Source organism: uncultured Ralstonia sp. (genome assembly GCA_913056305.1).
Classification (GTDB): domain Bacteria; phylum Pseudomonadota; class Gammaproteobacteria; order Burkholderiales; family Burkholderiaceae; genus Ralstonia.
Genome location: CAJXMR010000011.1, coordinates 1 through 25892, shown reverse-complemented (window position 1 = coordinate 25892; position 25892 = coordinate 1). Strand labels below are relative to the sequence as shown.

Below are 25892 nucleotides of genomic sequence, written 5' to 3'. Positions count from 1 at the left end.
TCCGTCACACGTCCAGCAGTGGCTTGTGCTTGAGGTGCTTGGCGAACACCTGCATGAACTGCGGATCGACGCGCGCGCCCCACACCGCCAGCGAATGACCGACGATCCAGAGCACGACGCCGGGAATCCAGAGTTGCAGGCCCAGGCCCACGGCGGCGGCCAGCGTGCCGTTGGCGATCGCCACGGTGCGCGGTGCGCCGCCCAGCAGGATTGGCTCGGTCAGCGAGCGATGCAGCGGCACCTCGAAGCCCGGCAAGTCGCTGGCCGTGCTCATACGACGGCCCCGCCGGAGAAGCTGAAGAACGACAGGAAGAACGAGGATGCGGCGAAGGCGATCGACAGACCGAAGACGATCTGGATCAGCTTGCGGAAGCCGCCGCTGGTGTCGCCGAATGCGAGGGCCAGGCCCGTGGCGATGATGATGATGACCGCGACGATGCGCGCAACCGGCCCCTGGATGGATTCGAGGATGGATTGCAGCGGTGCCTCCCAGGGCATCGAGGAACCGGCGGCCTTCGCCGTGCCCGCCGTCATCAGCGAGATGGCGGCCAGCAGCAGGCCGTGATGCGCCGGGCCGGCGAGGCGACGCAGGCGCGCGAGGTACGAAGCCGGATTTACGGAAAAGCGGAAAGCAGGGGCGTGCATCTGCGTCATGGCAGTTCTCCAGAGGGGTTGAGGGATGAGGAAGACAGCGGCAGTTCTGGAAGCGGCGCCTCCAGCGCATCCGCCAAGCGGTAGCCCACGCCGTCGAAGCCGACGACGCGGGCGATGCTTTCGATACGACGGCGCCGGCCGCGGCCGGCGATGTGGATGACGACATTGACCGCCTCGGCGACCAGCGCCCGCGGCGGATTCACGGCGACTTCGAGAATCAATTGCTCCAGGCGCAGCAGTGCGCCGAGCGCGGAACCGGCGTGGATGGTGGCGATGCCGCCCGGATGGCCTGTGCCCCACACCTTGATGAGATCCAGGGCCTCGCCGCCGCGCACCTCGCCGACGATCACGCGATCGGGACGCAGGCGCATCGTGGCGCGCACCAGCTCGGTCATCGACACGACGCCGGCGCGGGTGCGCAGCGGCACGTGATCGCGCGCAGTGCATTGCAGTTCGATGGTGTCTTCGAGCACCAACACGCGGTCGCCCGTTGCGGCGATTTCCGCGAGCAAGGCATTGGCGAGCGTTGTCTTGCCGGTGCTGGTGCCGCCGGCGATCAGGATGTTCTGCCGCTCGCGCACTGCGCGGCGCAGGAACTCGGCCTGCTCGGCGGTCATCATCCCGTCGGTGACGTAGCGATCCAGCGGGATCACGCCAACCGCGCGCTTGCGCAGTGCGAAGGCCGGCCCCGGCGCCGCAGGCGGCAGGATGCCCTCGAAGCGTTCGCCCGTTTCCGGCAGTTCGGCGGTGAGCAGCGGCTGGCTGCGATGCACCTCTGCGCCGACGTGCGCCGCGACCAGACGGATGATGCGCTCGCCGTCTTCCTCGGACAGCTCCGCGCCCATTGGTGCACGGCCCGACGACAGGCGATCGATCCAGAGCGTGTGGTCTGGATTGAGCATGATTTCAACCACGTCAGGGTCTTCGAGCGCGGCGGCGATCAGCGGCCCCATCGCCGTGCGCAACATGCGGATGCGCCGGTCGAGCGACGTAGTGGCGAAGGACTGCGGTTGCGCGCTCATGAGTCGCGCTCCTGGTCCTCGCCCAGCGCCGCCGCGCCATCCAGCCGTGCGGCATCGGGGTTCAGTTCCTCCACCACTTCACGCACGAGGCTGCGTCCGCGCATCAGGCGGCGGCCGAGCTGTTCGACGAACTGCTCGAACCGCGCTTTGCCTTGCGCGCGTGCGGCCTCCTGATGGGCTTCGGGAACCGGCGTACTGACGGTCAGGAAGTAGCGCACGAACAGTGCCAGCGTCTCGATCTCGATGTTCTGGTCGCGCTCCAGCCGCTCGAACTGGCGCGTCAGCCGATCGAGCCGCTTGGCGATGGCGGCCTCGCGCTGGTCGCCCGCGTCGGGCGACAGCCAGGACGCCAGCGCTGCCGCGACGATGGATGACTTGGACACGCCTTTCTTGGCGGCCAGCTCGTCGAGGCGCTTTGCGTGCTCGTGCGGAATGAACAGGTTGAGGCGGTACTGGCTCATAGCTCGATCCCGTCGTGTTGGTCAAGGGAAGCCAGCCGGGCCGTGCGCTGCATGGCCGGGTCGAGCTGGCGAGGAAGCGGCAACGGCGCGTCGTCGTCATCGAGCAGCGCCAAGTCGTTGGCCACCAGCTCCTGTTCGGGGCGGTATTCGGCGACCTCGGACAGCTCCGGCTGACGGCGCGGGCCGCCGTCGTCCGTGGTGCCGGCGTCGCCGCCGGCCAGGCCGACGGCTGAGGGAGCAACCGGAACAACAGGGATAGCCAGCCCGCTCCAGTCGTCAGGACGAACCGGTGGCGCATCGACGTAGCGGCCGTTCGCAAGTGCCGGCGGCGATAGCACGCGGCGCTTGAAGTTGGCGTCGGCGTAGTAGCGGAGCTTCTTGGCCCTGATCGGCGCGACGCTGGACACCATCACCACGGCATCGTCCGGTGGAAGCTGCATCACCTCGCCGGGCGTCAGCAGCGGGCGCGCCGTCTCTTGGCGCGACACCATCAGGTGCCCCAACCACGGCGCGAGCCGATGGCCGGCATAGTTGCGCTGTGCGCGCAGCTCGGTCGCCGTGCCGAGCGTTTCGGAGATGCGCTTGGCGGTGCGTTCGTCGTTGGTGGCGAACGTCACGCGCACATGGCAGTTGTCGAGGATCGAATGGTTCTGGCCGTAGGCTTTGTCGATCTGGTTGAGCGACTGCGCGATGAGGAAGCTGCGGATGCCGTAGCCGGCCATGAACGCCAGCGCCGTCTCGAAAAAGTCGAGCCGGCCCAGCGCCGGGAACTCGTCGAGCATCAGCAGCAACTTGTGGCGACGTGCGATGCCGTCGCTGCCGTCGAGCGATTCGGTCAGGCGTCTGCCGATCTGGTTGAGGATCAGGCGCACCAGCGGCTTGGTGCGGCTGATGTCCGAAGGCGGCACGACCAGGTACAGCGAAACGGGATGGTCGGCGGCGATCAGATCGGCGATGCGCCAGTCGCAGCGAGAGGTGACTTCGGCCACCGTAGGATCGCGGTACAGGCCGAGGAACGACATGGCGGTGGACAGCACGCCCGACCGCTCGTTGTCCGACTTGTTCAATACCTCGCGCGCGGCGGATGCGACAACGGGATGCGGCACGTCGCCCAGGTGGCGCGTCGTCATCATTCGATGCAGCGTCAGCTCGAACGGGCAAGCCGGGTCGGAGAGGAAGTTGGCGACGCCGCGCAGCGTCTTGTCCTCGCCGGCGTAGAGCACATGCAGGATGGCGCCGACCAGCAGCGCGTGCGAAGTCTTCTCCCAATGGTTGCGGCGTTCGAGTGCGCCTTCGGGATCGACCAGGATGTCCGCGATGTTCTGCACATCGCGCACCTCATGCGCGCCGCGCCGGACTTCCAGCAGCGGGTTGTACGCGGCCGATTTCGGATCGGTCGGGTTGAACAACAGGCAGTGCGAGAAGCGCGAGCGCCAGCCGGCCGTGATGTGCCAGTTCTCGCCCTTGATGTCGTGAATGACGGCTGACGCCGGCCAGCTCAACAGCGTCGGCACCACCAGGCCGACACCCTTGCCGGAGCGTGTCGGCGCGAAAGTCAGGACGTGTTCCGGGCCCTCATGCCGTAGGTATTGGCCGCGATGCAGGCCGAGGAAGACACCGGCCGGCTTGTCGAGGCCGGCTTTGCGAATGTCGGCAACTTCGGCCCAACGTGCCGAGCCGTAAGTCGTGACCAGCTTCGACTGTCGCGAGCGCCACACCGACATAGCGATGGCGACCACGACGGCGACCAGGCCGCTGCCGCCCGCGATCGCGCCACCGGTGTCGAAGATGCGCGGCGCATAGGCATCGTAGGAGAACCACCACTCGAACAACCGCCAAGGGTGATAGACCGGCTTGCCGAAGAAATCGAACCAGGGCGAGCCAAGGCGTAGCTGATAGCCCAGGGCGGCGGCTGTCCACTGCGTGGCGGTCCACACGCCTGCAATCACGATGCCGAACACGACACCGACTTGCCCGAACAGCACGCCTTGACCTTGCATCCTGGCCTCCGCTTTCTCCTCGTTGACACGCAGCACAAAGGCGTGCCGCACACGTGAGGATCGGAGTCATGTCAGGGGCGGTCAAAGACCGTTATCGGAAGAAATGTCGAGAAAAAAGCAAGATTTCGCGTCGCGGCGAATCGAGGAAAAATGCCGCGAGCAACGGCGTGTTGCAACGTATCTCGTTAGGAAGGCGAAATTTCGTGCGAGTCCGTGGCAATCAGAACTTGGGGGCTTCCTTCGGCGGGTTGTAGGGCGTCTTGCCATCCCCCAGGAAGCGGCGGTTCGTCGCTTCAGCCACGCGATTGCATAGTTCGTCGCCTAGCTTGGCACGATCCGATTTGCACTGCGCGCGCAGCTCCTTGAGTCTTTCGGGATTGGCTACCAGCGACTCCACTGTTTCGGTTGGCTCGGGCTTGCCGCAGGAGGCCAGCACGACGGCGAGTATCAACAGCATGCTCTTGTTCATGTCTCTGGTTCCTCCGAAGGATCAGATTGGGGTGGTGTGGAAGGCTTCTGTCCACCGGACGATTCGACAGTGCTGACTCTCTCGATGAAACGAGCCAGCGGCTGCGAAGGCTCGCCGTCCAGACGCAGCAGATAGGTGGTGAGCATGGGTGTGCGGCCGGCCAGCGGACGTGCCACTACGCCCGGCTCGCGGCTGGCCGCGATCTGCGAGGCGCCAGCCAATCCCAAGGCAAAGCCCGCCGATACCAACGCCATCATTAGGTCGATAGTTGTGACTCGCTCGGCAATCAGTGGCTCCTGCTCCACTCGGCGCAGCGCGCGATCTACCTGGCGTGCATGACCCTCGCAGGCCAGAGGATCGCCGAGTACCAGCGGATAGTGCAGCACCTCTTCCAACGGAATACGTTTGTACTTCAAGAGTGGATGTCGAGCAGGCACCGCCACCATCAGAGGATCGTCCCAAACGGGTTCCGCGATGACTCCATCGCCAACCTCGTCCGATTGCGCGAACCCTACGTCGTACAGATCGTCGTGAAGGCCCTTGATTTGCTGCGTAAGCGGAACCTCGGACAAGCGAATCTCGATTTCGGGCTCTTCCTGCCTGCACAACGCCAGGAATGTAGAAAACCGCGACGGCGTGATGCCGTCCGACAGCGCGACCCGCAACTGGCCATGAAAGCCGTTGGCGGCGGCTTTCACACTGTCGCGGGCCTGCTGTAAAGCGGTGAACACTCGCGGCACATGTTCTTGAAACAGCTTTCCTGCGCGAGTCAGCCGTGTGCTGCGCGTCGTGCGAACAAACAACTTGACGCCCAGGTCTTCTTCCAGCTCTTTGATCGCCCTCGAAAGAGGCGACTGTTCGATATGCAGTCGTTCGGCGGCGCGAGCGAAATGGAGTTCTTCGGCTACCGCGAGGAAGCAACGTAGGTGTCGAATCTCCATCTATCGCCTCCCTGTCATTGGCGCCTAGATCACTTCATCGGCTACATCGATCAAGTGGTGGCTTTCGTTGATGCGTTGGATGGTGAAAGTCTCTCCATCAATGGAAATTTCATTGATGCAGCACGGCTCCTGCTTGATCCGCCAATAGCGGGACAAGGACAAGCCGAGGGTGTGCGTCAGGATCACCCGGTTGATGCTGTCGTGACCGACCAGAACCACAGCCTGGCCCTTGTGCTTCTTCAACACCCGTTGCAGCACGCTGATGCCGCGCGCCAGGACCTGAGCGAGCGTTTCGCCGCCGGGGATGGCGGCGAGGTCCGGTGCTTCGAACCATATCCGATGTTCCTCCGGCCAGCGGGCGCGCACTTCGTCATGCGTGAGACCCTGCCATTCGCCATAGTGCGTGTCGGCCAGGTCATCGAGAATTTCAGGCTTGGCGCCTGTTGCCTCGCCTATCTCCGCGCCAGTGCGCACGCAACGGCCCAGCGGACTGGTGTAGATCGCATCAGGCTTCCATGTTTGGGCTACGCGCCGGCCGAGAGCCTTGGCCTGTCGCTCCCCCAGCTCGGACAATGGAATTTCGGCCCGTCCACGGAAACGTTCGGGGGCTATCCAATCCACGTGGCCGTGGCGTGTCAGGATGATGGTCGTCATAAGGTCTTCTCCATGTAGCAAAAAAATCAGTCACCGCACGAACGCGGCATGTCCGGCATAGACGGCGGCCTTGCCCAGCACTTCTTCGATGCGCATGAGCTGGTTGTACTTTTCGACGCGCTCGCCGCGACATGGCGCGCCCGTTTTGAGATGGCCTGTGCCCAGCGCCACGGTGAGGTCGGCAATGAAGCTGTCCACGGTCTCGCCGCTGCGGTGCGACACCATTGCACCCCAGCCAGCCAGATAGGCCGTATCCACTGCGGCACGGGTTTCGGTGAGCGTGCCGATCTGGTTGGGCTTGATGAGCACCGCATTGGCTACGTCCTCCCGGATGCCGCGCTCGATGCGTTCTACGTTGGTGACGAACAGATCATCACCAACCAGTTCAATCCTGCTTCCCAGCGCCTGATTCAGCAGCTTCCAGCCAGTCCAGTCGTCTTCCGCCAGTCCGTCTTCCAGCACGGCGATGGGATACCTGGCGATCCAGTCGGCATACAGCTCCACCATCTGCTCCGCTGTGACATGGTGGTCTTCGCTGCGCAGGTGGTACAGACCGTTCTCGTAGAAGCCGCTGGATGCAGGATCGAGCGCAATCACCACATCCTCGCCGGGCGTGTATCCGGCACTCTCGATGGCCGCCAGGATCAGCTCTACCGCGTCGCTGTTGTGCTTCAAGGCGGGAGCAAAACCGCCTTCATCGCCGACTGCCGTGGAGTAGCCACGTTCTTTCAACGTGGCGTGTAGGCGATGGTAAATCTCTGCACCCCAGCGCACGCCTTCGGCGAAGGTTGCCGCGCCAACCGGAGCGATCATGAATTCTTGGAAGTCCGTACCCTGCCAGTTGGCATGCACGCCGCCGTTGAGGATGTTGAACATCGGCACCGGCATACGGCAGGCTTGCGCGCCGCCCAGGTACTGGAACAGCGGCAGCCCGGCCGTCTGTGCTGCAGCCCGCGCGACGGCCAGGCTGACGCCCAGGATGGCGTTGGCCCCGAGCCGGGCCTTATTCGGCGTGCCGTCGAACGCGATCAGGGCATGGTCGATGGCGGCTTGATCCTTTGCGTCCAGGCCATGCAAGACGGCTCCAATCGCCTTGTTGACGTGGGCGACGGCCCTGCACACGCCTTTGCCTGCATAGCGGTACGGGTCGTCGTCGCGCAACTCGACCGCCTCATGGATGCCAGTCGATGCACCCGAAGGCACGGCTGCCCGGCCGGTCGCGCCGCCAGCAAGCCGCACATCCACCTCGATGGTGGGATTGCCGCGTGAATCCAGAATTTCGCGGGCGTGTATCGTCTGGATCGCAGACTCCATAGCTGACTCCGATGCAAGAAGGCGGAAGGACATTACGCAGGGTGCCGGGGCATCGGGAGCAATGCCGCAGCCCCTGCTCAACATGAGGTGTTCTCAATGGCCGGAACCGTTCCCGTCCAGTTCCGCACCCGATAGGCAGGCGGTGGTGTTGTCCGCCACGCTGGCACGGCACGCCGCCTCATCCGGCATGCGGTCGTACATCAAACCGCCTTCGACGAAGCTGACGTGGTACCAAGCTGACTCTTTCAAGCGCGGCTGAATACCGGCAAGCCACAGCAGAGCAGCCGCCCACAGGATCAGGCCGGCCAGCAGGTTGTTGTTGTCCCTGAACCAGTCGGACAACGTGGGTTCCGGTCGAAGATTGCGAACGGTCAACATGGTGAGTCTCCTTATGGTTGGGGCAAAAACTTTCGGCTGATATACGTTTACGTCACGGCCTTGCCCACGCGCCCGTACTCGACAGGCACTTTTACGTAGGTCAGGTTGATGTCTTCCTGGGCGAGCGCGTCCATCAGGCGCTGGCATGCCGCCTCGTCCACCGAGACGGTGATGGCGAGCGGCTGGTCCGCCAGCTCGAAGAAATGCGCGGAATGGAAGCGCCCGGCGTGGTCGAAGCCTTCCGCGGCGCCGACCAACGTGCCGCCGGCGGCGCCCTGTTCCTTGGCGAATTTCAGCAGCCACTCGCCAATGGGCGTGTGCCGGTGCCTGCGGTCTTGTCCCGTGAAGAACGTGAGTTGATAGCCTTTCATAGCAGCTCCTTGGGTCATGGTTGGCGAATGAGGGAAACCGTGGCCATGCCAAGCACCGTCATCGCGAGCGAGCCGCCCACGTGCAGTGCCAGCATGCCGGCCGACCACCCCAGGCGGCCGTCGCGCAGCAGCGTCAGCAGTTCGGCCGAGAACGTCGAGAAGGTGGATAAGCCGCCGGCCAGGCCGGTGATAACGAACAGCCGCCAGGCCGGCGACAGGTTCGGCGCCGAGCCGAAATAGGCGATGGCGGCACCCACGATGTAGGCCGCGATCAGGTTGGACGCCAGGGTGCCCATTGGGATGTGCGGCGCAAGCGCGTTCATGCTCAAGCTCAGGCCGTAGCGCATCAGCGCACCGATCACCGACCCGATGCTCACCGCGAGGATTGCGTAGGCGCCGGCCATCGTTAGCTGGCCTTGCTGGCATGTGTCGCATGCGCGGCGCGGTGGCGACCCAGCGGCAATTCGCACAGGAACAGCACGACATGCACCTTGCGCAGTTCCTCGGCGTGCTCGTGCATGAACTCGCGCAGGCGCTCCTCGGTATCCAGCAGCTCCAGGCATTGCGGATGCCGCATGCCGGTCAATTCGGGATGGTGGTGCGACATGCGTTCGCCCGGCAGGTAGCCGGAGCTGACCTGATGCAGCATGGCCTGCACGATGTTGGCCTGCTTGGCGACCGTCAGCAGATGATGCGCCAGCGCCGGCGCGCTCAAGTGATGCCAGAAGCGCGTGACCTTGGCTTTGGTGGCGATCGGAAAATACAGCCGCAAGGCGGCGATATGCTGCTGACTGGCTTTTGAGGTCATTGGGCGTTTTCCTTGGTCGTGACGGATGTTTCGGCCTTGTTCTCCGGCGGCGGCGGGTCTTCTTTCGCCGACTCGTCCTTCTGTTTGCGGAAATGCGCGAGGTCGGCAATGCGCAGTTCTTCGGGAACGGCGTTGCGGTGCTTGCTGTGCTTGCTGTGGCCCACGCGCTGCGCGCGGTAGATGCCCGTGTGGCCGGAGAACAGATAGGCCGTGATGCAGCCGACGGCGGCCAGCGGGCCGATTTCCGCGCCGAACAGTTCCATCGCCATGAGCGTGGTGGCAATGGGCGTATTGGCAGCGCCCGCGAACACGGCGACGAAGCCGATGCCGGCCAGCATGGGAAACGGCAATTGCAGCAGCGGGGCCAGGACGTTGCCCAGCGTCGCGCCGATGTAGAACAGCGGCGTGACTTCGCCACCCTTGAATCCCGTGCCCAGCGAGACGACCGTGAACGCCATCTTGCCGAGGAAGTCCCAGGGCGCCATCGGCTCCTGGAAGGAGCGCACGATGTCAGGGATGCCCAGGCCTATGTAGCTGTAGGCATCGAGCGCCCACACCGCCGTGGCGATGACGATGCCGCCAGCAGCGGGCCGAAGCGGCGCGTAGTGAATCAGGCGTTTGACCCACGCGCTCAATTTGTGGGCGGCCGTGGCGAACAACATGCCCACGAGGCCGAACACGATCCCGGCCGCGACCACCGCCATCACGCTCCAGAAACTGATGGGCAAGATTTCGCCCATCACGTAGTGCGTGTGGTGGACGCCCCAGGCCAAGCAGACCTGATCGGCGACGATGCCGGCCACGACGCACGGGAACAGCGCGTCGTAGCGCATGCGCCCAATGGCGAGGATTTCAAGACCGAACACGGCGCCGGCCAGCGGCGTGCCGAACACGGACGCGAAGCCGGCGCTGATGCCGGCCATCAACAGGATGCGCCGGTCCTCGTGCTTCATGCGAAACAGGTGGGTGAGCTGGTCGGCCAGCGCGCCGCCCATCTGCACGGCGGTTCCCTCGCGGCCTACCGAGGCACCGAACAGATGGGAAACGACGGTGCCGCCCAGCACCAGCGGAACCATGCGCAGCGGCACGACCTTCTTGGGGTCGTGGATCTCGTCAATGATGAGGTTGTTGCCGCCATCGACGGTCTTGCCCATCAGGTGGTAGATCCACCCGACAGCGAAGCCGGCTACCGGCAGCAGCCAGATGACCCAGCGGTGCGCTTCGCGCCACGCGGTGGCGCGATCCAGGGACACGAGAAAGAAGGCGGAAGCGGTGCCTGCCAGGAAGGCAACCAGGCTGGCGATGACAAGCCACTTGCCGATGTAGGGCAGCAGCTCAAGTTGTTCGGGACGGAATCGGCGCATTGGTCATGTCTGCTCGAAATAAATCGGGCTGACCAACGGCAAGGGATGTGAACGCGAGCGCCTACAGCCCCCGACCGTGGTCAGGTGTCTGTAGGCGTCATCAGCAGCTAAGAAATCGCTGCGGTTAAAGGAGGAACGCCATCTCCTACCACGTAATTTACCGCATCCCCGTTGGCGCGTCCACATTGATTTCATCCGACGTGTGTATCCAGAACAACAGGCATGCCTTATTGAAACAATTGATTTGTTACGGTGGTTTCACTATGATTGTTCGCATGAAAATTCAAAACTGGCTGTTGCTCACGTACAAGGTGCCCGCCGAACCCGCCAAGAAGCGCATCGCTATCTGGCGAAGGCTCAAGGGCATGGGAGCCATCTATTTGCAGAACGGCGTCTGCCTGCTGCCCAAGACCGACGACCACACTCGCCGCCTCAAGATCATCGAGAACGAAATCGACGAAATTGCCGGGGAGTCGGTGCTGCTGGAGACCGTCGCGCTGGACAAGTCCCAGGAGGAAAAAGTCGTGGCGCGCTTCAAGGCCGATCGCGATGAGCAATACACCGAATTCATCGCCAAATGCGACGACTTCGACGCGGAGATTGCCAAGGAGACGGCGGCCAGCCACTTCACCTACGCAGAACTCGAAGAAAACGACGCCGACCTCAAGAAGCTCCAGACGTGGTTGGAGAAGATTCGCAAGCTCGACTTCTACGGCGCTACGCGGGCCGTCGAGGCGCAGCAGCGCCTGCAGCGCTGCGAGGCGCTGCTCGACGCCTATGCCCAGCGGGTCTTCGAGTCACACGACGAAAACCGCTGAAAGGAGCCGCAATGAAACTGACCGTCCTGACCTACAACACCCTGTTCGCCGGCCGCGATGGCGCCAACGACGCACGTGCCCAGGCGCAAATCGACCTTATCAACCAGGTGCGGCCCGATGTGTTTCTGATGCAGGAAGCCAAGGGCTTCGATGCCAATGGCGGCGCGTGGCTGTATGCCACGGAAGATCGCATCGGCATGCGCGGCTTTCTCGCCATCGCGCCGCGTACCGGCCAGAACGTCGCCATCTTCATCCGCGAGCCGCTGCGCCCGCTCGCCTTCGACGCGGATGGCGCGCACTTCCACCACGCGCTGGCAACGCTCAAGGTGGCCGTGCCGGGCAGCAGCGAACCGATCACCTTCATCAGCGCGCACCTGTGCCCCAACGGCCCCGAGGTACGACGCCGCGAAGCGGCTTACCTGGCGGTGCAGGCCGCCCCGGACCGGCTCACGCTGGTCACTGGTGACTTCAATTCGGCCTCGCCTCACGATCCCGAGCCGGAAGGTTTCGACGCGCTGCCGGCGCAGCATCGCGCCCGCTACCTGGCCGACGATCTGCAAAGCGCCGACCGTAGCGTGCTGGCGCATCTGGAGGCGGCGGGGTGGGTCGATCTAGGCTACCGGCTGGACCCGGCCAAGGTGGCAACCGTGCCCACGGCCGGCTTCACGGGCACCGAGTTTGCGACGATGCGCTGCGACTACCTGTTGGCCTCCGCTTCGCTCGCCCAGGCGGCGCGGCATTACGAGGTGATCCGCACGCCGGCCACGGATGGCGCCTCGGACCACTACCCCGTCCTCGCACGCTTCGAGTTACAGCAATGACCTCGGAGCCCGCCCATGCTGCCCCCGACACTGGCCGCGCGCCTGCGCCTGCGGCCGCTTAACGACCAACATCACGAATTGCCCTCCATGCAGAATGAACTACAAGAAGCGGCTCCCGAAGCCCCCGCCACGACGAAGGGCTGGTTCAATCGCACCGTCGCTGGCGCGGGACTGACCAGCGCCCTGGGCGACTTCTGCTACGAAACAACAACGGTCATCCTGCCGGGCTTCCTGGCCGTGCTGGGCATCCCGGCGGCGGCGCTGGGCATCATCGAAGGCATTGCCGATGCCGTCGCCAGCTTCACCAAGATGGTCTCCGGCTATATCGCGGACAAGCTCGGCCACCGCAAGAGCCTCGTGCTGGTCGGCTATACGCTGACGCCGGTGGGGCAGGTCTTCATCGCGCTGGCGGCGGGCTGGCCGCTGCTGCTGCTTGGACGGCTGGTGTCGTGGTTCGGCAAGGGACTGCGCGGCCCCTTGCGCGACGCCATCGTGATCCAAGCCGTCAGCCCGCAGACGCGAGGCCGTGCCTTCGGCTTCCACCGCGCGGTGGACACCATCGGCGCGGTCATCGGCCCCTTGCTGGGCGTGGCCGTGCTGGGCTGGGCGCAGTCCCTGCATTGGGACGATGCGGCCGGGCCGTTCCGCTTCGTCCTCTGGCTGTCGGTGATTCCGGGCGTGCTGGCCGTGCTGGCATTCCTGGCCCTGGTCAAAGACCCAGAGCATTCGCCCAATCCGGGCCTGCGGCTGTGGAGCACGCTGCGCGGCCTGCCGGGACGCTTCAAGCGCTACCTAGGCGCGGTGGGAATATTCGGCCTGGGCGACTTCTCGCACAGCCTGCTGATTCTCGGGGCGACGCAATTGCTCACGTCGTCGCTCGGCGTCGTACAGGCCGCGCAGGTTGCCGGGCTGCTGTACGTTGGCCGCAACGTGGTTCAGGTGGTGGCCTCCTATCCCATCGGCGCATGGGCCGACCGTATCGGCTCGCTGCCGCTGCTCGTGGTGGGATACGCGCTCGGCGCACTGACAGCCGTGTTGATGGTCCTGGCCTTCTGGTTCCATACCGCAAGCGTGCCGCTGCTCGCCGGGGTCTTCGTTGCCGCCGGGCTGTATGTCGCGGTGCAAGAGGCCCTGGAATCCACCGTGACGGCCGACATGGTGGGTCCCGAAACGCTGGCGACCAGCTACGGCGCGCTGGGCACGGTCAATGGCGGTGCGAAATTCCTTTCCAGCGCGACGGTCGGTTTGCTCTGGACGGCTGTTTCGCCAGTGTTCGGGTTCGGTCTCGCTGCTGCCTTGATGGGCGCCGGCACGTTGGCCTTGTGGCGCATCCAGCGAGGCGGCGCAGCCTCCTGACGGATCGCTGGCTCTCCGACTTTCGTGGAGTCAAGGCGATGGTCGCCGGGACACGGGATTAGCCCACGGCGGGGCCTCGTTGCCTCCCCAGCTCCCAAGACACGGCGCCGCCGCGCACGTTCGCGGCAAGCTGATGGCCCAGGCGATGTTCGATCACCGGCTTCCACGGCACCAGTGAGAAGCCCATGCCGTCATCGAGCATCGCGTAGCGCCCACTGGCGAGCACAACCGAACGCCGGTAGATGCCAACCACGCGCTGCCCGTCCGTGAGGGGGCGATGCGCCAGGCCGCTTTCGGCGGCAATGTCCTTCGCGGCCTGCACCAGCTCGCGCCCGCGCAGCGTCGCCAGCAGGTTGCGCGCGAGGACGACGCGCTGCCCGCGCTGCTCGGCCAAGCCCTGTTCAGTCAGAAAGTCGGCGCGCTGGCGTAGCGCGTCCTTCACCTCGGCCCCAAAGCCCAGGTCGCCCAAGCCCTTGCCGCCTCCGATCAACTGCTGATCGAGCCAGGTGGCGCCGACGACACGCGCTTGGCGCTCGATGGGTAGGTGCGATTTCAGTTCCACCGCCACGCCGCCGCCAAGGCGCTGCGCGTCGTACTGGCGGCCCTGCTCGGTGAGGTCGTCGGGCACTCGCCAGACGCCTTCGGCCTCGCGCTCCACGATGCCGGCGCGGCGCAGGGCTTCGAGCCGGCGCACGTGTGCGGCCACCACCTCACGCGGATCGCGGTCGGGCGTAGCCTGTCCTTGGGCAAGCGCAAGATGGTGGTCGGTCCGGTACACGCCACCAACGGACAGTGCGGCGATGTTGCGGTCGGCAACGCGCACGTTGGCCGCCCTTTTCACCTCTATCACGGCCCCGGTCGGGTACTGCTCCAACTCCGAGCGCGGCGGCAAAGCGACGTAATGCGCCTTGCCGTCCGTGCCATCGACGATCAGATAGCCCTTGTCGTACAACTCGTCCGCCAGCCCCTTGCCAGCGACGCGACCGACGATGGCGCGGCCAGCCTCGCCAGGTTGGAACACGACCAGCTCGCGCTGCTTGCCACTCATAGCCCGCTGCATCGTGCGGATGATGTCGCCGCGCTCGCCCATTGCCCGCAAGGCCGGCTCGGCCTCGGCGTGGACGGCCCACACGCCGGGCTGTTGCTCGCTCGCCAGGCCCATGCGTTGCAAGCGTTGCAAACGGCCGATCAGCATTTGTCGCTGGCGTTGCAGCCGGGGTTCTGCGAAGCGTTCGATATGCACCAAGCCGTCGTCGCCGGCCTCGCGCTGCAAGGTGCGATCCAGACCTGTCCATCGCTCCTGTTCGACTTCGCGCAGCATAGCCTGCTGCATCTCCAGCTCGGTGCGCGGCCCCAGCCATTCGGTCGCCAGCTCCGACGCACGCCGACGCATCCCTTCGGCGATGTAGTCACGCGAAATGATGAGGTCTTTGCCGGTGTCGTCCTTGCCGCGCAGAACGACGTGCGTGTGTGGGTTGTCGGTGTTCCAGTGATCGACGGCCACCCATTCCAGCCGCGTGCCCAGGTCGGCCTCCATGCGCGCCATCAGGTGCCGCGTGTAGGTTCGCAGGTCGTCGAGCTGTTCGGCGTCCTCCGGCGAAACGATGAACCGGAACTGGTGGCGGTCGTCGGCACCACGTTCCTTGAACACTTCGAGGTCGGCGGCATCGGTCGTCGGCCCGTAGGCATGGCCTGGGCCGCCTTGGCGATCAACGCCTTCGCGCTCGATGTAGCGCAGGTGCGCAGCAGTGGAGCGCGGCCCCGCCTGTGCCAGATTGACCAGCCTCGCCTTGATCGTCACGCGCCGGGCGTTTGCCCCAAGTCCACGACCAGCAAAGCGAGCGGCGACGTGGCCGCGCCCTAACCGGGAACCGGGTCGCTGGCCGACCTTGCCAGCCGCCTTGCCGAGCTTGGCGCCGGCCTTGTTGGTCTGGCGCAGTACCTTGTTGATGAAGGCGTCGCCACGCTGCTTCGGCGCACCAGGCCGAACGCGGAATCGGTCGTCGTCACGGCTGCTCATGGTGCGGTTACATCCAAGGCCGTCGCAGTCCAGCGGACGAAGCACGCGGTTTCGCCAACGGCGATGCGGCGTTGCGCACCTTCGCGGCACGCTGCCGCCCCCTGGCGCGTGCCGCGCCACCCCCATGTGCAGACAAGGTTTCCAAGCGGCCACGTGCCGCGACCTTTTATCTTGCCTTCCGCCTTTGCCCTGCGCTGTCGCTCCGGGCGTCGGCGGCCCGGCGGCGCTGCGCTGCTTGCAGCCAGCGCGCCGGCGAACGCGCCCACGGCCACCGGCCGGGCGCGTTCGAGGCAAGACGCCTGCACGTGTGAAAGCGATGCCGGATGCTGCGCAACGTGCGACGCGGATGCGCTCGCACGACATGCGCGACGACACGGCAAAGGGCGGCAGGACGACACGCCGGATGGCACGATGAAGCGCAGCGAATCGGCAGCCATCATCAGCGTGTCTCCAACCAGACCGGATGCGCGAGGCCGAGCACGGCCGATGCGCGCACCGGCCCGAAGTAACGGCTGTCGAACGACGCGGGATTGGTCACGCTCAGCAGGAACAGCTCGCCCGGTTCGAGGCGGCGGCACTGCTGCCAGGATGGCAGCGGCCGGCCCATGCGGTCGGCAGGCAATGCGGCGGCCACTGGCACGCCGTCGATGCGCACGCTGCGACCGACAATACACACCTCCTGCGGCGCGACGGCACCAACGCGCTTGAGCAACGGAATGCGCGTCGGCAGGTAGCCGCGCTGCGCAGCCAGCGCAGCGGCTTCGGCCGGCAAGGGCACCAGCACGATGCTGTCCACGGACAACGGACGTGACAACAAGGCGGTATGCGGGTCGAACGGTTCGATGCGATACCAGCCGACCGCCACGCTGTCGGACGGGTTGTAGGTCAGGCGCGGCAGCGGCGACACGAAGGATGCCCATGCCAGCGCAGCGAAGCCGCCGATGGACAGGCTCGCCAGCACGAGGCGAGCGCGCAGACGCGAGCGACGACGCGGCGCTGTTCCAGTGGTGTTTGCGGACGTGGGAAGCGTCGTCATGGCAGCGCCCTCCCGGCGAGCCAGGCGGCGTGCCGCTCGGCGGTGTACTCTGGCAGCGGCAAGCGTGCCGCGAGCCGGTTGCCGAGCGTGCGCCAATACGCCGGCAAAGCGGCGTTCGGCGCAATGCCCAGCGCCTCGATGGCGTCGAGCTGTGCCAACACGGCGCGCACGGTGGGTTCACCTTCGGCGTGCAGCAGCAGGCGCGCACTGGGCAGCACGCCGGGAATGCGCTGTGCCGCGTCCAGTGGTGTGCAAGCCTGCATCACCATGAGCTGCCAGCGCACGGTTCCGTAGTCGTTGGCGTGCCAGCGGATGCGGCAGAACATCGCGCCAGGCAGGAACACCGCGACGCGACGCCAGCGGTCCAGCCGGACGATGCGCGCCGGCTCGCCGAAGCGCAGATACAAGTCGATGCGTTGCTCGACGTAGGCGAGCGAAACGCGGGTCAGCGGCGCGGCGCCGGCCTGGCCGGCGAGCACTGCGGGCGATGGCGGCGGGGCAGCCGTGGCCGCCAGAGCGGATGCGTTCATGAGGTCTTCTCCGGGAACTCGCGTTCGAGCAGCGCGCGCAGCAGTTCGGCGACAGTCACGCCCTGCGTGAACGCCGATACCTTGATACGGGCGCGCATCGCAGGCGTGATGTCGAGGGTCAGGCGCGCGGTGTAGAGGTCGCCTTTCTGGACGCCGTCAGCGTCGCCCTGGCGAATCCACGCCTCGGCGTGTGGATTCGCCGGCGGACGCGCGCCGATAGCGATGCGCTTGCCGTTGCGCTCGCTCATGCTGGCCACCGCAGCAGCTCGTCGGTGAGCGCGGCGATCTCGCGCGCAGCGGCGCTATCAGGCGCCATTTCGCGTGCAAGCCGGCCAGCGGTCACGCTGTCGGCAAAGACGATGCGCTGATGCACTTCCGAGCGCAGCGCCGGCAGCGGCTGCTCGGCGAGCGCGCTGCGCGCCTCGCGTCCGATGACGGTGGTGCTGACGCGACGGTTGACGACGAAGGCCGCGCGCAGCGCGGGCCGGAACACTTGCGCCTCGCGGATCAGCGACACCATCTCGGCCGACGCCCACAAGTCGTAGGGACTCGGTTGTACGGGGATCAGCACACGCTCGGCCGCCAGCAGCGCGGAGCGCGCCAAGGCGGCAATGCGTGGCGGGCCGTCGATGACCACGTGATCGGCGCGGCGGGCCAGCTCCGGCGCTTCCTGGTGCAGCGTCTCGCGGGCGAGGCCCACGGCGCTGAACAAGCGCGGCAAGCCTTGCTGGCTTCTGCGCTGCGTCCAGTCCAGCGCAGAACCTTGCGGGTCGGCATCGAGCAAGATGACGTGCTGGCCGCGCATTGCCAGTTCGCCGGCGATGTGTGTGGCAAGCGTGGTCTTGCCAACCCCGCCTTTCTGGTTGAGCAACGCGACGATCATGGCGCGGCCCTCCGTGTGTGAAGGCCAGGCTTTCGCAGTTGCCCGCAGTGCCGTCTCGCGGTTTTCCACCGAAACGGCGCGCTCTTATTAAAAGTTAGAGTATTTGAGTTAGGGAAGTTAGAGCACGCCGAAACCCGCGCCACTATTAGCTTTCCGGCGATTTCGCACGCCTGATAGCACGATAGGGACACGCCTGATAGCACGATACCCGGCACGCCTGATAGCACGAGGCCGTTCACAAGTTTTCCCCGAGTTATCCCCGTGCCGTGGGCGGCACGGGTCGAAAGGTCAACAGTTCCTCGCCGGTATCCAGCGTTCGCTCGATGCCGAGCACATAGCCGGGCAGCGACTGCCGCGCGACCAGCGCGCGCAGGTCGCAAGCGAAGTCGTAGGGCTTCGCCGTGCTGCCCGATTTGCGGTGCAGGTGCCGGAAGTCGAACTGCCAGCCGCCCGGCTGTTTGCCGCCGTGCTTGCGCACCAGGCGGTACAGCCACCGCTCGATGCCGCCGGTGAGCCGGAAATACGCCGGGTCGATGGTCAGCACCAGCGCGGCGTCGAGCACGCCGGCAAAGAACCAGTCCGGCAGGATCAGCTCGATGCCCAGCGGCGTGCCGCTGGCATCGGCCAGTTCCTTCCATTCGTTGATCCACGAAAAGCGGTGCAGGCGCCGGCCTGTTGTCTCGCGGATGGACGTGGCCACCGTGGTCGATTGCAGGCGATCCAGCGCGGCCTTGAGGCGCTGGTAGTCGCGCAGCGACTTGCCGCGCCCGATGAAGCGCAGGATCTCGTAGGGCGTCGCGCGCATCAGCCGCGACGGGCGCAGGCCCGCGTCCTTCGCTTCCACGATCTGCGAGGCCGCCCATATCAGCACGTCCGCATCCCAAATCGTGGCGATGCCGTGCTCCTGCGTGCCCTCTACGCGGATCGTCACGTTGCCCGCGCGGAAGTCGATGGGTTTGACCCGCTTGGACTTGCCGAGCGAGAAGAACGGATAGGCCATCAAGTCCTGGCTGTCGCGCGGCGCCATGTCGCCGGGCAAGGCGCGGAACAGGTCGAGCTGTTCGCGCTCCTGCAACGACCGCTGCCGGAACGGCAGCGCGGAGCTGGACATGGTGATGGCCTGCCGCGCGCCGCCGATCAGCGCGCACGGCTGTCGGCCGAGTGGTGCTCGGCGTACTCGGGATCGGAAGTCGTCTCGAAGCTGCGGTCGGCGGCCCAGGCATCGAGGTCGGCCACGGCGTACATGACGCGCCGGCCGAACTTGCGAAAGCGCGGACCACCACCGATCACGCGCTGCTTTTCCAGCGTGCGCGGCGACAGGCGCAGGTATTCGGCGGCTTCGTCGTTGGTGAGATAGCGTTGGGGCTGCGCGGCAGCGGTCGAGACAGTGGCGGCAGGCCGCAAAGGAGCGGGACGCATGGTGTGAACCTCCATAGCTTTCAAAGCTCCGGCCACACAGCGCAACCGGATGGAGGCAGTCTCAGAAAACCAAGCTGTCCTGCTCAGGGCCGTTTTGCGTCGTCCTCAAAACGACCCTTCTCAAGCGGCGGAAGCTGTGCTAGGCGGCGATAGCCGCCGCGCATCAGCGCATCGCCGCGCCGTACCAAGCGGCGTACCTTGGAGCGCAGGCCGCCGTCGCTGTACCAATCGGCTGCGGCATCGCCGCCGAACAAGCCTTCGGCCACCTCGCGCAAGGACGCACCCGCTAGGGTTGCGTCGAGCGCCTGCAAGGTGTGTAGCTCAAGCAGCGCGGCGGGTGCCGGCCTGGGCTTCGCAGAAGCCAGGGCCGCGCCGAGCGCATGGTTGCGCGCAGGTGCGGCGGCGCCGCCGCGGCGGGCATAGGCGACAGCCATCCCGTCTTCCAGGCCGGGCGCCAGCGCGAAGCGCAGGCAATGACCTGGGCTGTGCGCCATCAGCGCCAGCCCTTTGCCGTCATGGAGCAGTTGCTTGTGCCCGGCAATGCGCCAAAACGTGAACGCGGGAGCATACTGCGGCGGATCGGCGTCGGGATAGAGCTGCACCACGGCCACATGGCCGGGCAACCAGGCTGGATGCGCGTCGCGCGCATCCAACGCCGGATCTTCCAGCAGGCGCAAGCCCCAGCGATGCGCCGCCTGCTGCGCGGCTTTCGGCCGGCGATGATGGCGCAGCCAGTCGAGCCGGTAATCGGGGTTTCTGCGCAGATATTCCCAGGCCGTCCCAAGGTCGTCCAAGTGCAGCACGTACAGATACGCGGCAGTCGGATACCAGTGCTCGGCGCTGCGATCGACCATGACGCAACCTCCCTGCGAACAGGACTGGCCGCGACGGAAGAACTACGTGCTACATCGGTGTCATCAGAACGAAATGGGTTAAGGGAATAGTTGGGCTGTCAAGTCCGACTGGCTCCGATGCGTTGCGGTATTCGTCTCAATGCTGCGGCGGCAGCGTCCCTCCCGTGGGACGCCGTACAGGCCAGCCTGCCGCAGTCCGCGTCAGGCATCATGTCCGTTTGGATCAGACTGGCGCGGCTACGCCGCAAGAATCTCGATTGAGACCTGCCCGGTATGACACCAGACTGAAAAAGTCACAGTAGGCTGTGTTCAGTCCGGGATAGCCCCGTCGCGCTCGGCCAGCCGGGTGTATTCCGACAGCGTGCGCGTGGGCCGGAAGTAGCGGTCGCGCATCACGGGCTGCTGATGCGGCCCGACGATGCCAGCCAGCTCGGACAGCTTGACGGTTCCTTGCGCCGGCATTCCGATTCCCAGGTCGATGAGGCCCCAGGCGGTGTCGCCATCGGCGGGATCGAGTGCGGCCAGCAGCCAGGTCACATGCGCGTCCGGCGTGAACAGCCGCACCACGGGCACCGGGTCGATGGCCTGGCCAGCGGCACGAGCCTCGCCGTTGGCGAGCAGTTGCGCGCGCTCCGGGACGGTGGCGAGTGGCTGGGGCATGGTTGGCAATCCCACAAATCCAATGATGCACGGATGCGGTTTCACGCCCAAGCGCAGAACCGCCAAACCGGATTTACGCCTTCGTGTGCAAGCACGGATGCGCTTGCGTGGCTTTGCTGGAACCAGCAAATGCGGATTTCCGTAAAGGCACGAAAACGTAGAACACCAAATGAACACTATAGATTGTAGCCCTATAGGGCGCAATGGGCTGTCATCTTGGTTTTTCGAGGGAAACCATAGGTGGCGGCTGGGAACTCATTGGCGAAGGCGTTGAAGACAGTCAGGAAGGCGCGTGGCTTGAGCCAGGAAGCCTTCTCTGACGTGTCCAGCCGCACCTATATGAGCACCCTCGAACGCGACCTGAAAAGCCCGACCCTGCATAAGCTGGCCGAGCTGTGCGAGGTGATGGAGATCCACCCGCTCACGCTGCTGACGCTGGCCTACGCGGGCGACAGCACGCACAAGGCCGACGAGCTGCTGGCGCAGGTGCGCCGGGAGCTGGAGGCGGTGCTGAAGGAGCGCGGCGCGGCGAAGCCGCGCGCGTGACGTGGTGATGTGCTGCGAACAGCAGCACAGCGCCCCGCCGCGATGGGCGGGGCGCTGCGGCGGTCACGCCGCCTGGGGCTTGCTGCGCGACCAGATCAGGTCGTGCGTACCGTCCTCGCCTTCGATCAGGCGGGCATAGACCGGAGCCGGGAACGAAGGATCGTCGAGGGTCACGGACTTGTATTCCCGCCCGGCCTCGCTGGTCTTGTTCCACGCCGCGCCGATGTCGTGGCCGGCGGCCTGGAGGCGGAAGTCGGGGGCGTTCTCGCTGCTGCCCTTGTCGTTGGGAACCAGCTTGACCTTGACGTTGAGCGTCAGGGTGCGCAGCGTGCCGGTGAAGCCGTCTTTGTCTGCGGTGAAGGTGCCGATGTTGGCCATGATGATTTCTCCTTTCGGTTGAACAAGGTTCGCGCCCATCGCGTCCTTGTTGTGATCCGGCCGGCGGGGGACGGGCTGGCTGCACCGCTTGCGGTCGAAACGCAGTGGAGAGCCGGGAGGCGAAAAGAATTTGCTGCGCGAGGAAGCCGCGCAGCGGCGGGGAAATTGTTTTCGCCGGACGGTTGCAGCCATGAAGCCCGAGGCGCAGCCGCGCCCCCGCCAGGATTCACAACGAGACAAGGACGCCTTGGGCCGAACCGCTCCGAAAGGAGATGGGGCCGACTCGGCATCCCCGCCCGAAGGCTTCTCCGGCTCGCCCGCTGACGCGGGCCAGGTCAACCCCGCAACGACAGGCGAGAACGCCCCCGCCATACCTTGCGGCGCCGGTCTTGAGGCGTGGCGTGGAAGCTCCATAGCGATACCGGGCGGGTTGTCCGTGAACCGTCCTTCGTGACGTGATGGGCGAGAACCGCCAGCGTTGAGGACGGCACGCATTCGTACAACCTGCCGCAGTAAGCGCCAGCGTGTTCGCCAGCGCCTCGTCCATCGTGGCGGGGCGTTGGCCGGGTCGATCCGGCATCGCCGGTTCGGCGGTATTTGAGGGGCGCCAAGCTCGCGCGGCGGGGATGTCCGACGCAGTGCTGGAACACATGCGCACGCGCTACCGTGTCGATGCACATTGGCTCCCCAACCGACAATCCGCGCAAACCTTGGCGGACCAGGCTACTGCGTGGGGCCGCATGGCGGGACCGGCCGACAGCAAGACGTGGGTGGGGTTGCCGTTGGCCGTGCACCGGCGCTGCGACAAGCCGATGCACGGACTGGCCAACCGCATCGCCTACGACGGTGCGATGGTGTACGGCACCATCGCACCGCGAGCCGACAAGGAAACCCCCGCCCGACTGCCTACGGGGTGGATTCACGCCAGTGGAACATCCGACGGGAACTGGGTGCCGGCTGAAGGAAAAGCCCTGCGGGCGCTGCTGGCCTTGCTTCATGAGGACGGAGTGAATGCAGCCGACATTTCGGTCATCACGCCCTTCAAGAATGTCCTGGAGAACCTCAAACGCTTGCTCGGCGACACGATGGTTTCCGGAACCATCCACACCATGCAGGGAAAGGAAGCGCCGGTTGTCATCATGGTGTTGGGCGGAAATACCGACGGTCCCGGCGCACGCGACTGGGCGGTCTCGGAGCCCAACCTGCTGAACGTGGCGGCAACGCGGGCGAAGCGGCGCTTCTATGTGATCGGCGACCGCAACGACTGGCAGAACCGCGCTCTGTTTTGTGATGTCATGGATCTCTTGCCGCTCCAGCGTCTTCCCGAACATGAAGCCGTGGCGATGACTCAACCTCAATAATTGTGCAGGCTGAGACCGTGCATGCACAGGTCATACTGGCGGCAAGCCTTGACTTCCCTGCAACTACCGAGTGTGCCGCCCGGCCACCTCCTGACACTGGCCCTGGACGGGCCAGTGCCCGAAGGCATTGCGCAATGCAGCAATGCCTTCGACACCGGGCGCGGCCACCGCCGCGCCCGGATTTTTGAAGCTCACCGCGCCTAGGGCGAAACGACCTAGGCGCGGTGCTGACGATGGTTATTCCTTTGTCTCAATGATCCACCACACGGCCCGCGCTAAGGCACGGCCCGTGATGGGATGAATGTCGGTGAGATCGGCTCGGGCCATCCAGCCCGAGGGCGGACGGTAACCGCGCACATCGCCCTCGCCGTGCCAGCGGCGGGCGCGTACCGTGCCGGGCGCGTAGACCGCCGCCATGCGCGGGCCACTGGTGATGTTGATGGTGGGCATGGTTCGGCTCCCTGCGGCAAAGCGCTCCGGCCTTGGCCCGGGCGCTTGCCTGCGGCATGGGTCAGGCGGCCAATGCCTCGGCAGGTTCATGCATCACGGTGGCTATTCTGGGCAATTAAAGTCGTAAACACCCACCCAGCATCCATGCGGCTGTTCGCAATGCCCAGCCAGGCCGCTGCCTATCTAAAGTCGTAAACACCAGCGTGGACTGCCCTCTCAATGAATGAGGTAGCTGAGGCCGGAGATGGTGCGGCCTCACGACTTCAGCTCATACCATGCGACGCCGCTCCCATCCACGGTGCACCCTACGGCGCTTTCCGCGATGAAGTAATTCATACAGGCCACGGCCTCGCCCGTGGCGAGACTCAGTTGCTGCCCGTCCTGCTCATCGATGGCACGGTGGAACAAGGCGGGGAACACGTCCACGATGCGCTGCGGCCCGCCCGTCAGCGACTGGCGCAGCCGTTCCAGCGCCCGCTCCTGACCGGCGCGCAGCGAGCCCAGGCGTTCGTGCAGCCCGTAGAAGGGTTCATTGTGCGAGGGCAGCACCAGCACATCGGCGGGCACTTCCCGCGCCAGCTTGTCCAGCGACTCGAACCACTCCTTGAGCGGATTGGCCTGCGGCTCGGTGGCGAACACCGACACGTTCGACGAGATGCGCGGCAGCACCTGGTCGCCCGCAACCAGCAGTTTCAGGCCGGGGCAGTACAGGCAGGCATGCTCCGGCGAATGGCCGCCGGTGGTGATGACCCGCCAGGCGTGCGCGCCCAACTGCAGCAGGTCGCCATCCTGCAGGCGCCGGAAGCTCTCGGGCAGCGCATGGATGTGCTTGCCGAAGCTGCCGAAGCGGCTGCGGTAGCCCTCGATGGCTGCCTCCGACCAGCCCGCGCGGCGGTGGAACAGCACGCCGTCGGGCGGCGCCTCGCGGTTCGTGTCGGCGTGCATCACGCGGCAGCTCAGGTATTCCAGGCGGCTCATGTGCAGCGGCACGCCAGCGCGGCGCGTGAACCAGCCTGCCAGCCCGATGTGGTCGGGGTGCATGTGCGTGGTGTACACGCCCTGCAGCGGTCGCGCCAGCGGCCCCTCACCCATCAGCGCCAGCCAGTCGGCCACGGTGGTGGGGTTGTTCAGGCCGGTGTCCACCAGCACCCAGCCATCGTGCGTGTCGATGGCCCAGACGTTGATGTGGTCGAGCCGGAACGGCATGGACAGCCGGATCCAGCGCACGCCGGGGGCGACCTCGACCGTGTGGTGCGACGCCGGGGGCTCGAAGGGGTAGGTCAGCGCGGGGGTGTCTGGCTTCGTCATCGCATCAGGTTATATGCCAGTGAGCCCGCCCGTGCACAGCAGGGTCTGGCCGCTCACGTAGTCGGACTCGGGAATGCAGAACAGGTAGGCCGCGCCGGCGGCCTCCTCGGGCGTGCCGGCCCGGCCCAGCGGAATGTTCCGCTCCATCGCTGCCATCAGGTCCGGGTTCACGCCCACCTTGATCTCGCGTCCCTCGACCTGGATGGCGGCGTCGGAATCGGCGGTGGCCTCGGTCATGCGGGTGCGGATGAGGCCGTAGGCCACGCAATTGACCGTGGTGTTCAGGCGCCCCCACTCCTTGGCCAGCGCCATGGTCAGGCCCACGATGCCCGCCTTGGCGGCGGAGTAGTTGACCTGCCCCGCATTGCCGAAGACGCCCGAGACCGAGGAGACGTTGACCACCTTGCGCACCACACGGCGGCCGGCCTCGGCGTCGGCCCGGCTCAGCGCGCGGACCACCGGCTGCGCCGCGCGCAGGATGCGGAACGGCGCGGTCAGGTGCACGTCGATCATCGCGTCCCACTGCGCGTCGCTCATCTTCTGGATGACGTTGTCCCAGGTGTAGCCCGCGTTGTTGATGAGGATGTCCAGCCCGCCAAACGCGCCGGTGGCCGTGCCGATCAGCCGGTCGGCGAAACCGGCTTCGGCCACGCTGCCGCAGCAGGCCACCGCCTCGCCGCCCAGCGCGATGATCTCCTCGCGCACGGCCATGGCGGGTTCGTCGTCGAGGTCGTTGAGGACGAGCCGGGCCCCTTCGCCCGCGAGCTTGAGGGCCATCGCCCGGCCAATACCCCGGCCCGAGCCGGTGACCACGGCCACCTTGCCGCGCAGTTTTTCCGACATGGTGTGCTCCTCCTGTTTACCGGGCGGGTGCCGCCTCGGCGTCGTAGGCGCCGGCGCTGCCTTGCTGGCGCAGGACGGCGCGCTGGATCTTGCCGGTCGCCGTCTTGGGCAGGCTGTCCATCTGGCGCAGGTAGCGCGGCTTGGCGAAGCGTGGCAGTTGGGCGCTGGCCTGG

The 25892-nt window shown here is 65.9% G+C and carries 32 protein-coding genes and 1 riboswitch; of the genes, 5 read left to right on the top strand and 27 right to left on the bottom strand.

From position 1 onward, the window contains the following. Positions 1-4 precede the first annotated feature (4 nt). The 14 genes from QZ609_RS03655 to QZ609_RS03590 all read right to left on the bottom strand — a co-directional run bounded on the left by QZ609_RS03655 (position 5) and on the right by QZ609_RS03590 (position 10436). Positions 5-274, bottom strand: a complete 270-nt coding sequence (locus QZ609_RS03655; RefSeq protein WP_024569782.1) for a VirB3 family type IV secretion system protein — start codon at positions 272-274, stop codon at positions 5-7. Then, the gene (locus tag QZ609_RS03650; RefSeq protein WP_017515337.1) at positions 271-654 is read right to left on the bottom strand and encodes a TrbC/VirB2 family protein; all 384 of its coding nucleotides are present in this window, start codon (positions 652-654) and stop codon (positions 271-273) included. Before QZ609_RS03650 ends, QZ609_RS03655 begins: the two co-directional genes overlap by 4 nt. Continuing rightward, complete coding sequence (gene trbB / locus QZ609_RS03645) at positions 651-1676, bottom strand: P-type conjugative transfer ATPase TrbB (protein WP_017515336.1); 1026 nt, start codon at positions 1674-1676, stop codon at positions 651-653. Before trbB ends, QZ609_RS03650 begins: the two co-directional genes overlap by 4 nt. Continuing rightward, the gene (locus QZ609_RS03640) at positions 1673-2137 is read right to left on the bottom strand and encodes a ribbon-helix-helix protein, CopG family (RefSeq protein ID WP_017515335.1); all 465 of its coding nucleotides are present in this window, start codon (positions 2135-2137) and stop codon (positions 1673-1675) included. Before QZ609_RS03640 ends, trbB begins: the two co-directional genes overlap by 4 nt. Next, positions 2134-4137, bottom strand: coding sequence for a conjugal transfer protein TraG (locus QZ609_RS03635; RefSeq protein WP_024569783.1), 2004 nt, complete (start codon positions 4135-4137; stop codon positions 2134-2136). The genes QZ609_RS03640 and QZ609_RS03635 overlap by 4 nt, the downstream gene beginning before the upstream one ends. Before the next feature lie 220 nt (positions 4138-4357). After that, positions 4358-4606, bottom strand: coding sequence for an EexN family lipoprotein (locus QZ609_RS03630; RefSeq protein ID WP_017514232.1), 249 nt, complete (start codon positions 4604-4606; stop codon positions 4358-4360). Beyond that, positions 4603-5547, bottom strand: coding sequence for a LysR family transcriptional regulator (locus QZ609_RS03625; protein WP_017514233.1), 945 nt, complete (start codon positions 5545-5547; stop codon positions 4603-4605). The genes QZ609_RS03630 and QZ609_RS03625 overlap by 4 nt, the downstream gene beginning before the upstream one ends. 24 nt (positions 5548-5571) lie before the next feature. Next, the gene (locus QZ609_RS03620; RefSeq protein WP_024569784.1) at positions 5572-6201 is read right to left on the bottom strand and encodes a histidine phosphatase family protein; all 630 of its coding nucleotides are present in this window, start codon (positions 6199-6201) and stop codon (positions 5572-5574) included. Between the two features lie 30 nt (positions 6202-6231). Further along, positions 6232-7515, bottom strand: coding sequence for a phosphopyruvate hydratase (eno, locus tag QZ609_RS03615; protein WP_017514235.1), 1284 nt, complete (start codon positions 7513-7515; stop codon positions 6232-6234). 93 nt (positions 7516-7608) lie between these two features. Continuing rightward, on the bottom strand, positions 7609-7893 hold the full coding sequence (locus QZ609_RS03610; RefSeq protein WP_017514236.1) for a hypothetical protein: 285 nt from the start codon (positions 7891-7893) through the stop codon (positions 7609-7611). A 47-nt stretch (positions 7894-7940) separates the two neighbouring features. Next, the gene (locus tag QZ609_RS03605) at positions 7941-8264 is read right to left on the bottom strand and encodes a DUF190 domain-containing protein (RefSeq protein ID WP_017514237.1); all 324 of its coding nucleotides are present in this window, start codon (positions 8262-8264) and stop codon (positions 7941-7943) included. Between the two features lie 14 nt (positions 8265-8278). Beyond that, positions 8279-8668, bottom strand: a complete 390-nt coding sequence (gene crcB, locus QZ609_RS03600; RefSeq protein ID WP_017514238.1) for a fluoride efflux transporter CrcB — start codon at positions 8666-8668, stop codon at positions 8279-8281. Positions 8669-8670: 2 nt separating this feature from the next. Further along, positions 8671-9072 (bottom strand): DUF190 domain-containing protein, encoded by a 402-nt coding sequence (locus tag QZ609_RS03595; RefSeq protein WP_024569785.1) that lies wholly within the window; start codon positions 9070-9072, stop codon positions 8671-8673. Next, positions 9069-10436, bottom strand: a complete 1368-nt coding sequence (locus QZ609_RS03590; protein WP_024569786.1) for a voltage-gated chloride channel family protein — start codon at positions 10434-10436, stop codon at positions 9069-9071. The genes QZ609_RS03595 and QZ609_RS03590 overlap by 4 nt, the downstream gene beginning before the upstream one ends. Before the next feature lie 84 nt (positions 10437-10520). Beyond that, positions 10521-10591: riboswitch (Fluoride riboswitch) on the bottom strand. Between the two features lie 75 nt (positions 10592-10666). On the opposite strand from QZ609_RS03590, the gene QZ609_RS03585 reads away from it, so the two are divergent. The 3 genes from QZ609_RS03585 to QZ609_RS03575 are packed head-to-tail and all read left to right on the top strand — an operon-like array spanning position 10667 to position 13431. Continuing rightward, on the top strand, positions 10667-11254 hold the full coding sequence (locus QZ609_RS03585) for a Chromate resistance protein ChrB (protein ID WP_196746975.1): 588 nt from the start codon (positions 10667-10669) through the stop codon (positions 11252-11254). Between the two features lie 11 nt (positions 11255-11265). Further along, the gene (locus QZ609_RS03580) at positions 11266-12075 is read left to right on the top strand and encodes an endonuclease/exonuclease/phosphatase family protein (RefSeq protein WP_024569788.1); all 810 of its coding nucleotides are present in this window, start codon (positions 11266-11268) and stop codon (positions 12073-12075) included. Positions 12076-12090: 15 nt separating this feature from the next. Then, the gene (locus QZ609_RS03575) at positions 12091-13431 is read left to right on the top strand and encodes an MFS transporter (RefSeq protein ID WP_231582294.1); all 1341 of its coding nucleotides are present in this window, start codon (positions 12091-12093) and stop codon (positions 13429-13431) included. Positions 13432-13489: 58 nt separating this feature from the next. Here QZ609_RS03575 and QZ609_RS03570 read toward each other — a convergent pair whose 3' ends face one another. From QZ609_RS03570 to QZ609_RS03530, 9 genes are all read right to left on the bottom strand, one after another. Beyond that, complete coding sequence (locus tag QZ609_RS03570; protein WP_024569790.1) at positions 13490-15451, bottom strand: relaxase/mobilization nuclease and DUF3363 domain-containing protein; 1962 nt, start codon at positions 15449-15451, stop codon at positions 13490-13492. A gap of 439 nt (positions 15452-15890) precedes the next feature. Beyond that, positions 15891-16487 carry a S26 family signal peptidase gene (locus QZ609_RS03565; protein ID WP_017513914.1) on the bottom strand — a complete coding sequence of 199 codons (597 nt, stop codon included), beginning with the start codon at positions 16485-16487 and terminating at the stop codon, positions 15891-15893. Further along, the gene (locus tag QZ609_RS03560) at positions 16484-17017 is read right to left on the bottom strand and encodes a DUF2840 domain-containing protein (protein WP_064496230.1); all 534 of its coding nucleotides are present in this window, start codon (positions 17015-17017) and stop codon (positions 16484-16486) included. Before QZ609_RS03560 ends, QZ609_RS03565 begins: the two co-directional genes overlap by 4 nt. After that, the gene (locus QZ609_RS03555) at positions 17014-17265 is read right to left on the bottom strand and encodes a hypothetical protein (RefSeq protein ID WP_029700173.1); all 252 of its coding nucleotides are present in this window, start codon (positions 17263-17265) and stop codon (positions 17014-17016) included. The genes QZ609_RS03560 and QZ609_RS03555 overlap by 4 nt, the downstream gene beginning before the upstream one ends. Next, entirely contained in the window at positions 17262-17900 is a 639-nt protein-coding gene (gene parA, locus QZ609_RS03550; protein WP_017513917.1) for a ParA family partition ATPase, read from the bottom strand. Before parA ends, QZ609_RS03555 begins: the two co-directional genes overlap by 4 nt. Positions 17901-18153: 253 nt before the next feature. Further along, positions 18154-19011 (bottom strand): replication initiator protein A, encoded by an 858-nt coding sequence (locus QZ609_RS03545; RefSeq protein ID WP_295491193.1) that lies wholly within the window; start codon positions 19009-19011, stop codon positions 18154-18156. 26 nt (positions 19012-19037) lie between these two features. Further along, a complete protein-coding gene (locus QZ609_RS03540; protein ID WP_003107109.1) occupies positions 19038-19319 on the bottom strand; it encodes a helix-turn-helix domain-containing protein in 282 nt (93 codons plus the stop codon). A gap of 83 nt (positions 19320-19402) precedes the next feature. Next, positions 19403-20173 (bottom strand): DUF2285 domain-containing protein, encoded by a 771-nt coding sequence (locus QZ609_RS03535; protein WP_023114173.1) that lies wholly within the window; start codon positions 20171-20173, stop codon positions 19403-19405. 309 nt (positions 20174-20482) lie between these two features. After that, positions 20483-20833: a DUF2958 domain-containing protein gene (locus QZ609_RS03530; protein WP_023103962.1), complete on the bottom strand. Its 351-nt coding sequence runs from the start codon at positions 20831-20833 to the stop codon at positions 20483-20485. 240 nt (positions 20834-21073) lie between these two features. Here QZ609_RS03530 and QZ609_RS03525 point away from each other — a divergent pair, with 240 nt between their 5' ends. Then, on the top strand, positions 21074-21379 hold the full coding sequence (locus QZ609_RS03525; RefSeq protein WP_023125155.1) for a helix-turn-helix transcriptional regulator: 306 nt from the start codon (positions 21074-21076) through the stop codon (positions 21377-21379). A 63-nt stretch (positions 21380-21442) separates the two neighbouring features. Here QZ609_RS03525 and QZ609_RS03520 read toward each other — a convergent pair whose 3' ends face one another. Next, entirely contained in the window at positions 21443-21757 is a 315-nt protein-coding gene (locus QZ609_RS03520; RefSeq protein WP_023103964.1) for a DUF736 domain-containing protein, read from the bottom strand. A gap of 524 nt (positions 21758-22281) precedes the next feature. On the opposite strand from QZ609_RS03520, the gene QZ609_RS03515 reads away from it, so the two are divergent. Beyond that, on the top strand, positions 22282-23118 hold the full coding sequence (locus tag QZ609_RS03515) for an AAA domain-containing protein (protein ID WP_200874531.1): 837 nt from the start codon (positions 22282-22284) through the stop codon (positions 23116-23118). Positions 23119-23355: 237 nt separating this feature from the next. Here QZ609_RS03515 and QZ609_RS03510 read toward each other — a convergent pair whose 3' ends face one another. From QZ609_RS03510 to QZ609_RS03500, 3 genes are all read right to left on the bottom strand, one after another. Next, positions 23356-23568, bottom strand: coding sequence for a hypothetical protein (locus QZ609_RS03510; RefSeq protein WP_016452554.1), 213 nt, complete (start codon positions 23566-23568; stop codon positions 23356-23358). A 255-nt stretch (positions 23569-23823) separates the two neighbouring features. Next, complete coding sequence (locus tag QZ609_RS03505; RefSeq protein ID WP_016452555.1) at positions 23824-24876, bottom strand: MBL fold metallo-hydrolase; 1053 nt, start codon at positions 24874-24876, stop codon at positions 23824-23826. Between the two features lie 9 nt (positions 24877-24885). Then, positions 24886-25719: an SDR family oxidoreductase gene (locus tag QZ609_RS03500; RefSeq protein WP_016452556.1), complete on the bottom strand. Its 834-nt coding sequence runs from the start codon at positions 25717-25719 to the stop codon at positions 24886-24888. Positions 25720-25892 lie beyond the last annotated feature (173 nt).

Bases quoted from the DNA above. Each gene is read 5' to 3' on its own strand.
- QZ609_RS03560 (WP_064496230.1), bottom strand. From the start codon at position 17,017: ATGAACGCATCCGCTCTGGCGGCCACGGCTGCCCCGCCGCCATCGCCC.
- QZ609_RS03640 (WP_017515335.1), bottom strand. From the start codon at position 2,137: ATGAGCCAGTACCGCCTCAACCTGTTCATTCCGCACGAGCACGCAAAG.
- QZ609_RS03610 (WP_017514236.1), bottom strand. From the start codon at position 7,893: ATGTTGACCGTTCGCAATCTTCGACCGGAACCCACGTTGTCCGACTGG.
- eno (WP_017514235.1), bottom strand. From the start codon at position 7,515: ATGGAGTCTGCGATCCAGACGATACACGCCCGCGAAATTCTGGATTCA.
- QZ609_RS03625 (WP_017514233.1), bottom strand. From the start codon at position 5,547: ATGGAGATTCGACACCTACGTTGCTTCCTCGCGGTAGCCGAAGAACTC.
- QZ609_RS03620 (WP_024569784.1), bottom strand. From the start codon at position 6,201: ATGACGACCATCATCCTGACACGCCACGGCCACGTGGATTGGATAGCC.
- QZ609_RS03595 (WP_024569785.1), bottom strand. From the start codon at position 9,072: ATGACCTCAAAAGCCAGTCAGCAGCATATCGCCGCCTTGCGGCTGTAT.
- QZ609_RS03590 (WP_024569786.1), bottom strand. From the start codon at position 10,436: ATGCGCCGATTCCGTCCCGAACAACTTGAGCTGCTGCCCTACATCGGC.
- QZ609_RS03565 (WP_017513914.1), bottom strand. From the start codon at position 16,487: ATGACGACGCTTCCCACGTCCGCAAACACCACTGGAACAGCGCCGCGT.
- trbB (WP_017515336.1), bottom strand. From the start codon at position 1,676: ATGAGCGCGCAACCGCAGTCCTTCGCCACTACGTCGCTCGACCGGCGC.
- QZ609_RS03505 (WP_016452555.1), bottom strand. From the start codon at position 24,876: ATGACGAAGCCAGACACCCCCGCGCTGACCTACCCCTTCGAGCCCCCG.
- QZ609_RS03605 (WP_017514237.1), bottom strand. From the start codon at position 8,264: ATGAAAGGCTATCAACTCACGTTCTTCACGGGACAAGACCGCAGGCAC.
- QZ609_RS03500 (WP_016452556.1), bottom strand. From the start codon at position 25,719: ATGTCGGAAAAACTGCGCGGCAAGGTGGCCGTGGTCACCGGCTCGGGC.
- QZ609_RS03530 (WP_023103962.1), bottom strand. From the start codon at position 20,833: ATGCCCCAGCCACTCGCCACCGTCCCGGAGCGCGCGCAACTGCTCGCC.
- QZ609_RS03555 (WP_029700173.1), bottom strand. From the start codon at position 17,265: ATGAGCGAGCGCAACGGCAAGCGCATCGCTATCGGCGCGCGTCCGCCG.
- QZ609_RS03570 (WP_024569790.1), bottom strand. From the start codon at position 15,451: ATGAGCAGCCGTGACGACGACCGATTCCGCGTTCGGCCTGGTGCGCCG.
- QZ609_RS03650 (WP_017515337.1), bottom strand. From the start codon at position 654: ATGACGCAGATGCACGCCCCTGCTTTCCGCTTTTCCGTAAATCCGGCT.
- QZ609_RS03520 (WP_023103964.1), bottom strand. From the start codon at position 21,757: ATGGCCAACATCGGCACCTTCACCGCAGACAAAGACGGCTTCACCGGC.
- QZ609_RS03635 (WP_024569783.1), bottom strand. From the start codon at position 4,137: ATGCAAGGTCAAGGCGTGCTGTTCGGGCAAGTCGGTGTCGTGTTCGGC.
- QZ609_RS03580 (WP_024569788.1), top strand. From the start codon at position 11,266: ATGAAACTGACCGTCCTGACCTACAACACCCTGTTCGCCGGCCGCGAT.
- QZ609_RS03510 (WP_016452554.1), bottom strand. From the start codon at position 23,568: ATGCCCACCATCAACATCACCAGTGGCCCGCGCATGGCGGCGGTCTAC.
- QZ609_RS03545 (WP_295491193.1), bottom strand. From the start codon at position 19,011: ATGTCCAGCTCCGCGCTGCCGTTCCGGCAGCGGTCGTTGCAGGAGCGC.
- QZ609_RS03540 (WP_003107109.1), bottom strand. From the start codon at position 19,319: ATGCGTCCCGCTCCTTTGCGGCCTGCCGCCACTGTCTCGACCGCTGCC.
- QZ609_RS03630 (WP_017514232.1), bottom strand. From the start codon at position 4,606: ATGAACAAGAGCATGCTGTTGATACTCGCCGTCGTGCTGGCCTCCTGC.
- parA (WP_017513917.1), bottom strand. From the start codon at position 17,900: ATGATCGTCGCGTTGCTCAACCAGAAAGGCGGGGTTGGCAAGACCACG.
- QZ609_RS03575 (WP_231582294.1), top strand. From the start codon at position 12,091: ATGCTGCCCCCGACACTGGCCGCGCGCCTGCGCCTGCGGCCGCTTAAC.
- QZ609_RS03655 (WP_024569782.1), bottom strand. From the start codon at position 274: ATGAGCACGGCCAGCGACTTGCCGGGCTTCGAGGTGCCGCTGCATCGC.
- crcB (WP_017514238.1), bottom strand. From the start codon at position 8,668: ATGGCCGGCGCCTACGCAATCCTCGCGGTGAGCATCGGGTCGGTGATC.
- QZ609_RS03535 (WP_023114173.1), bottom strand. From the start codon at position 20,173: ATGGTCGATCGCAGCGCCGAGCACTGGTATCCGACTGCCGCGTATCTG.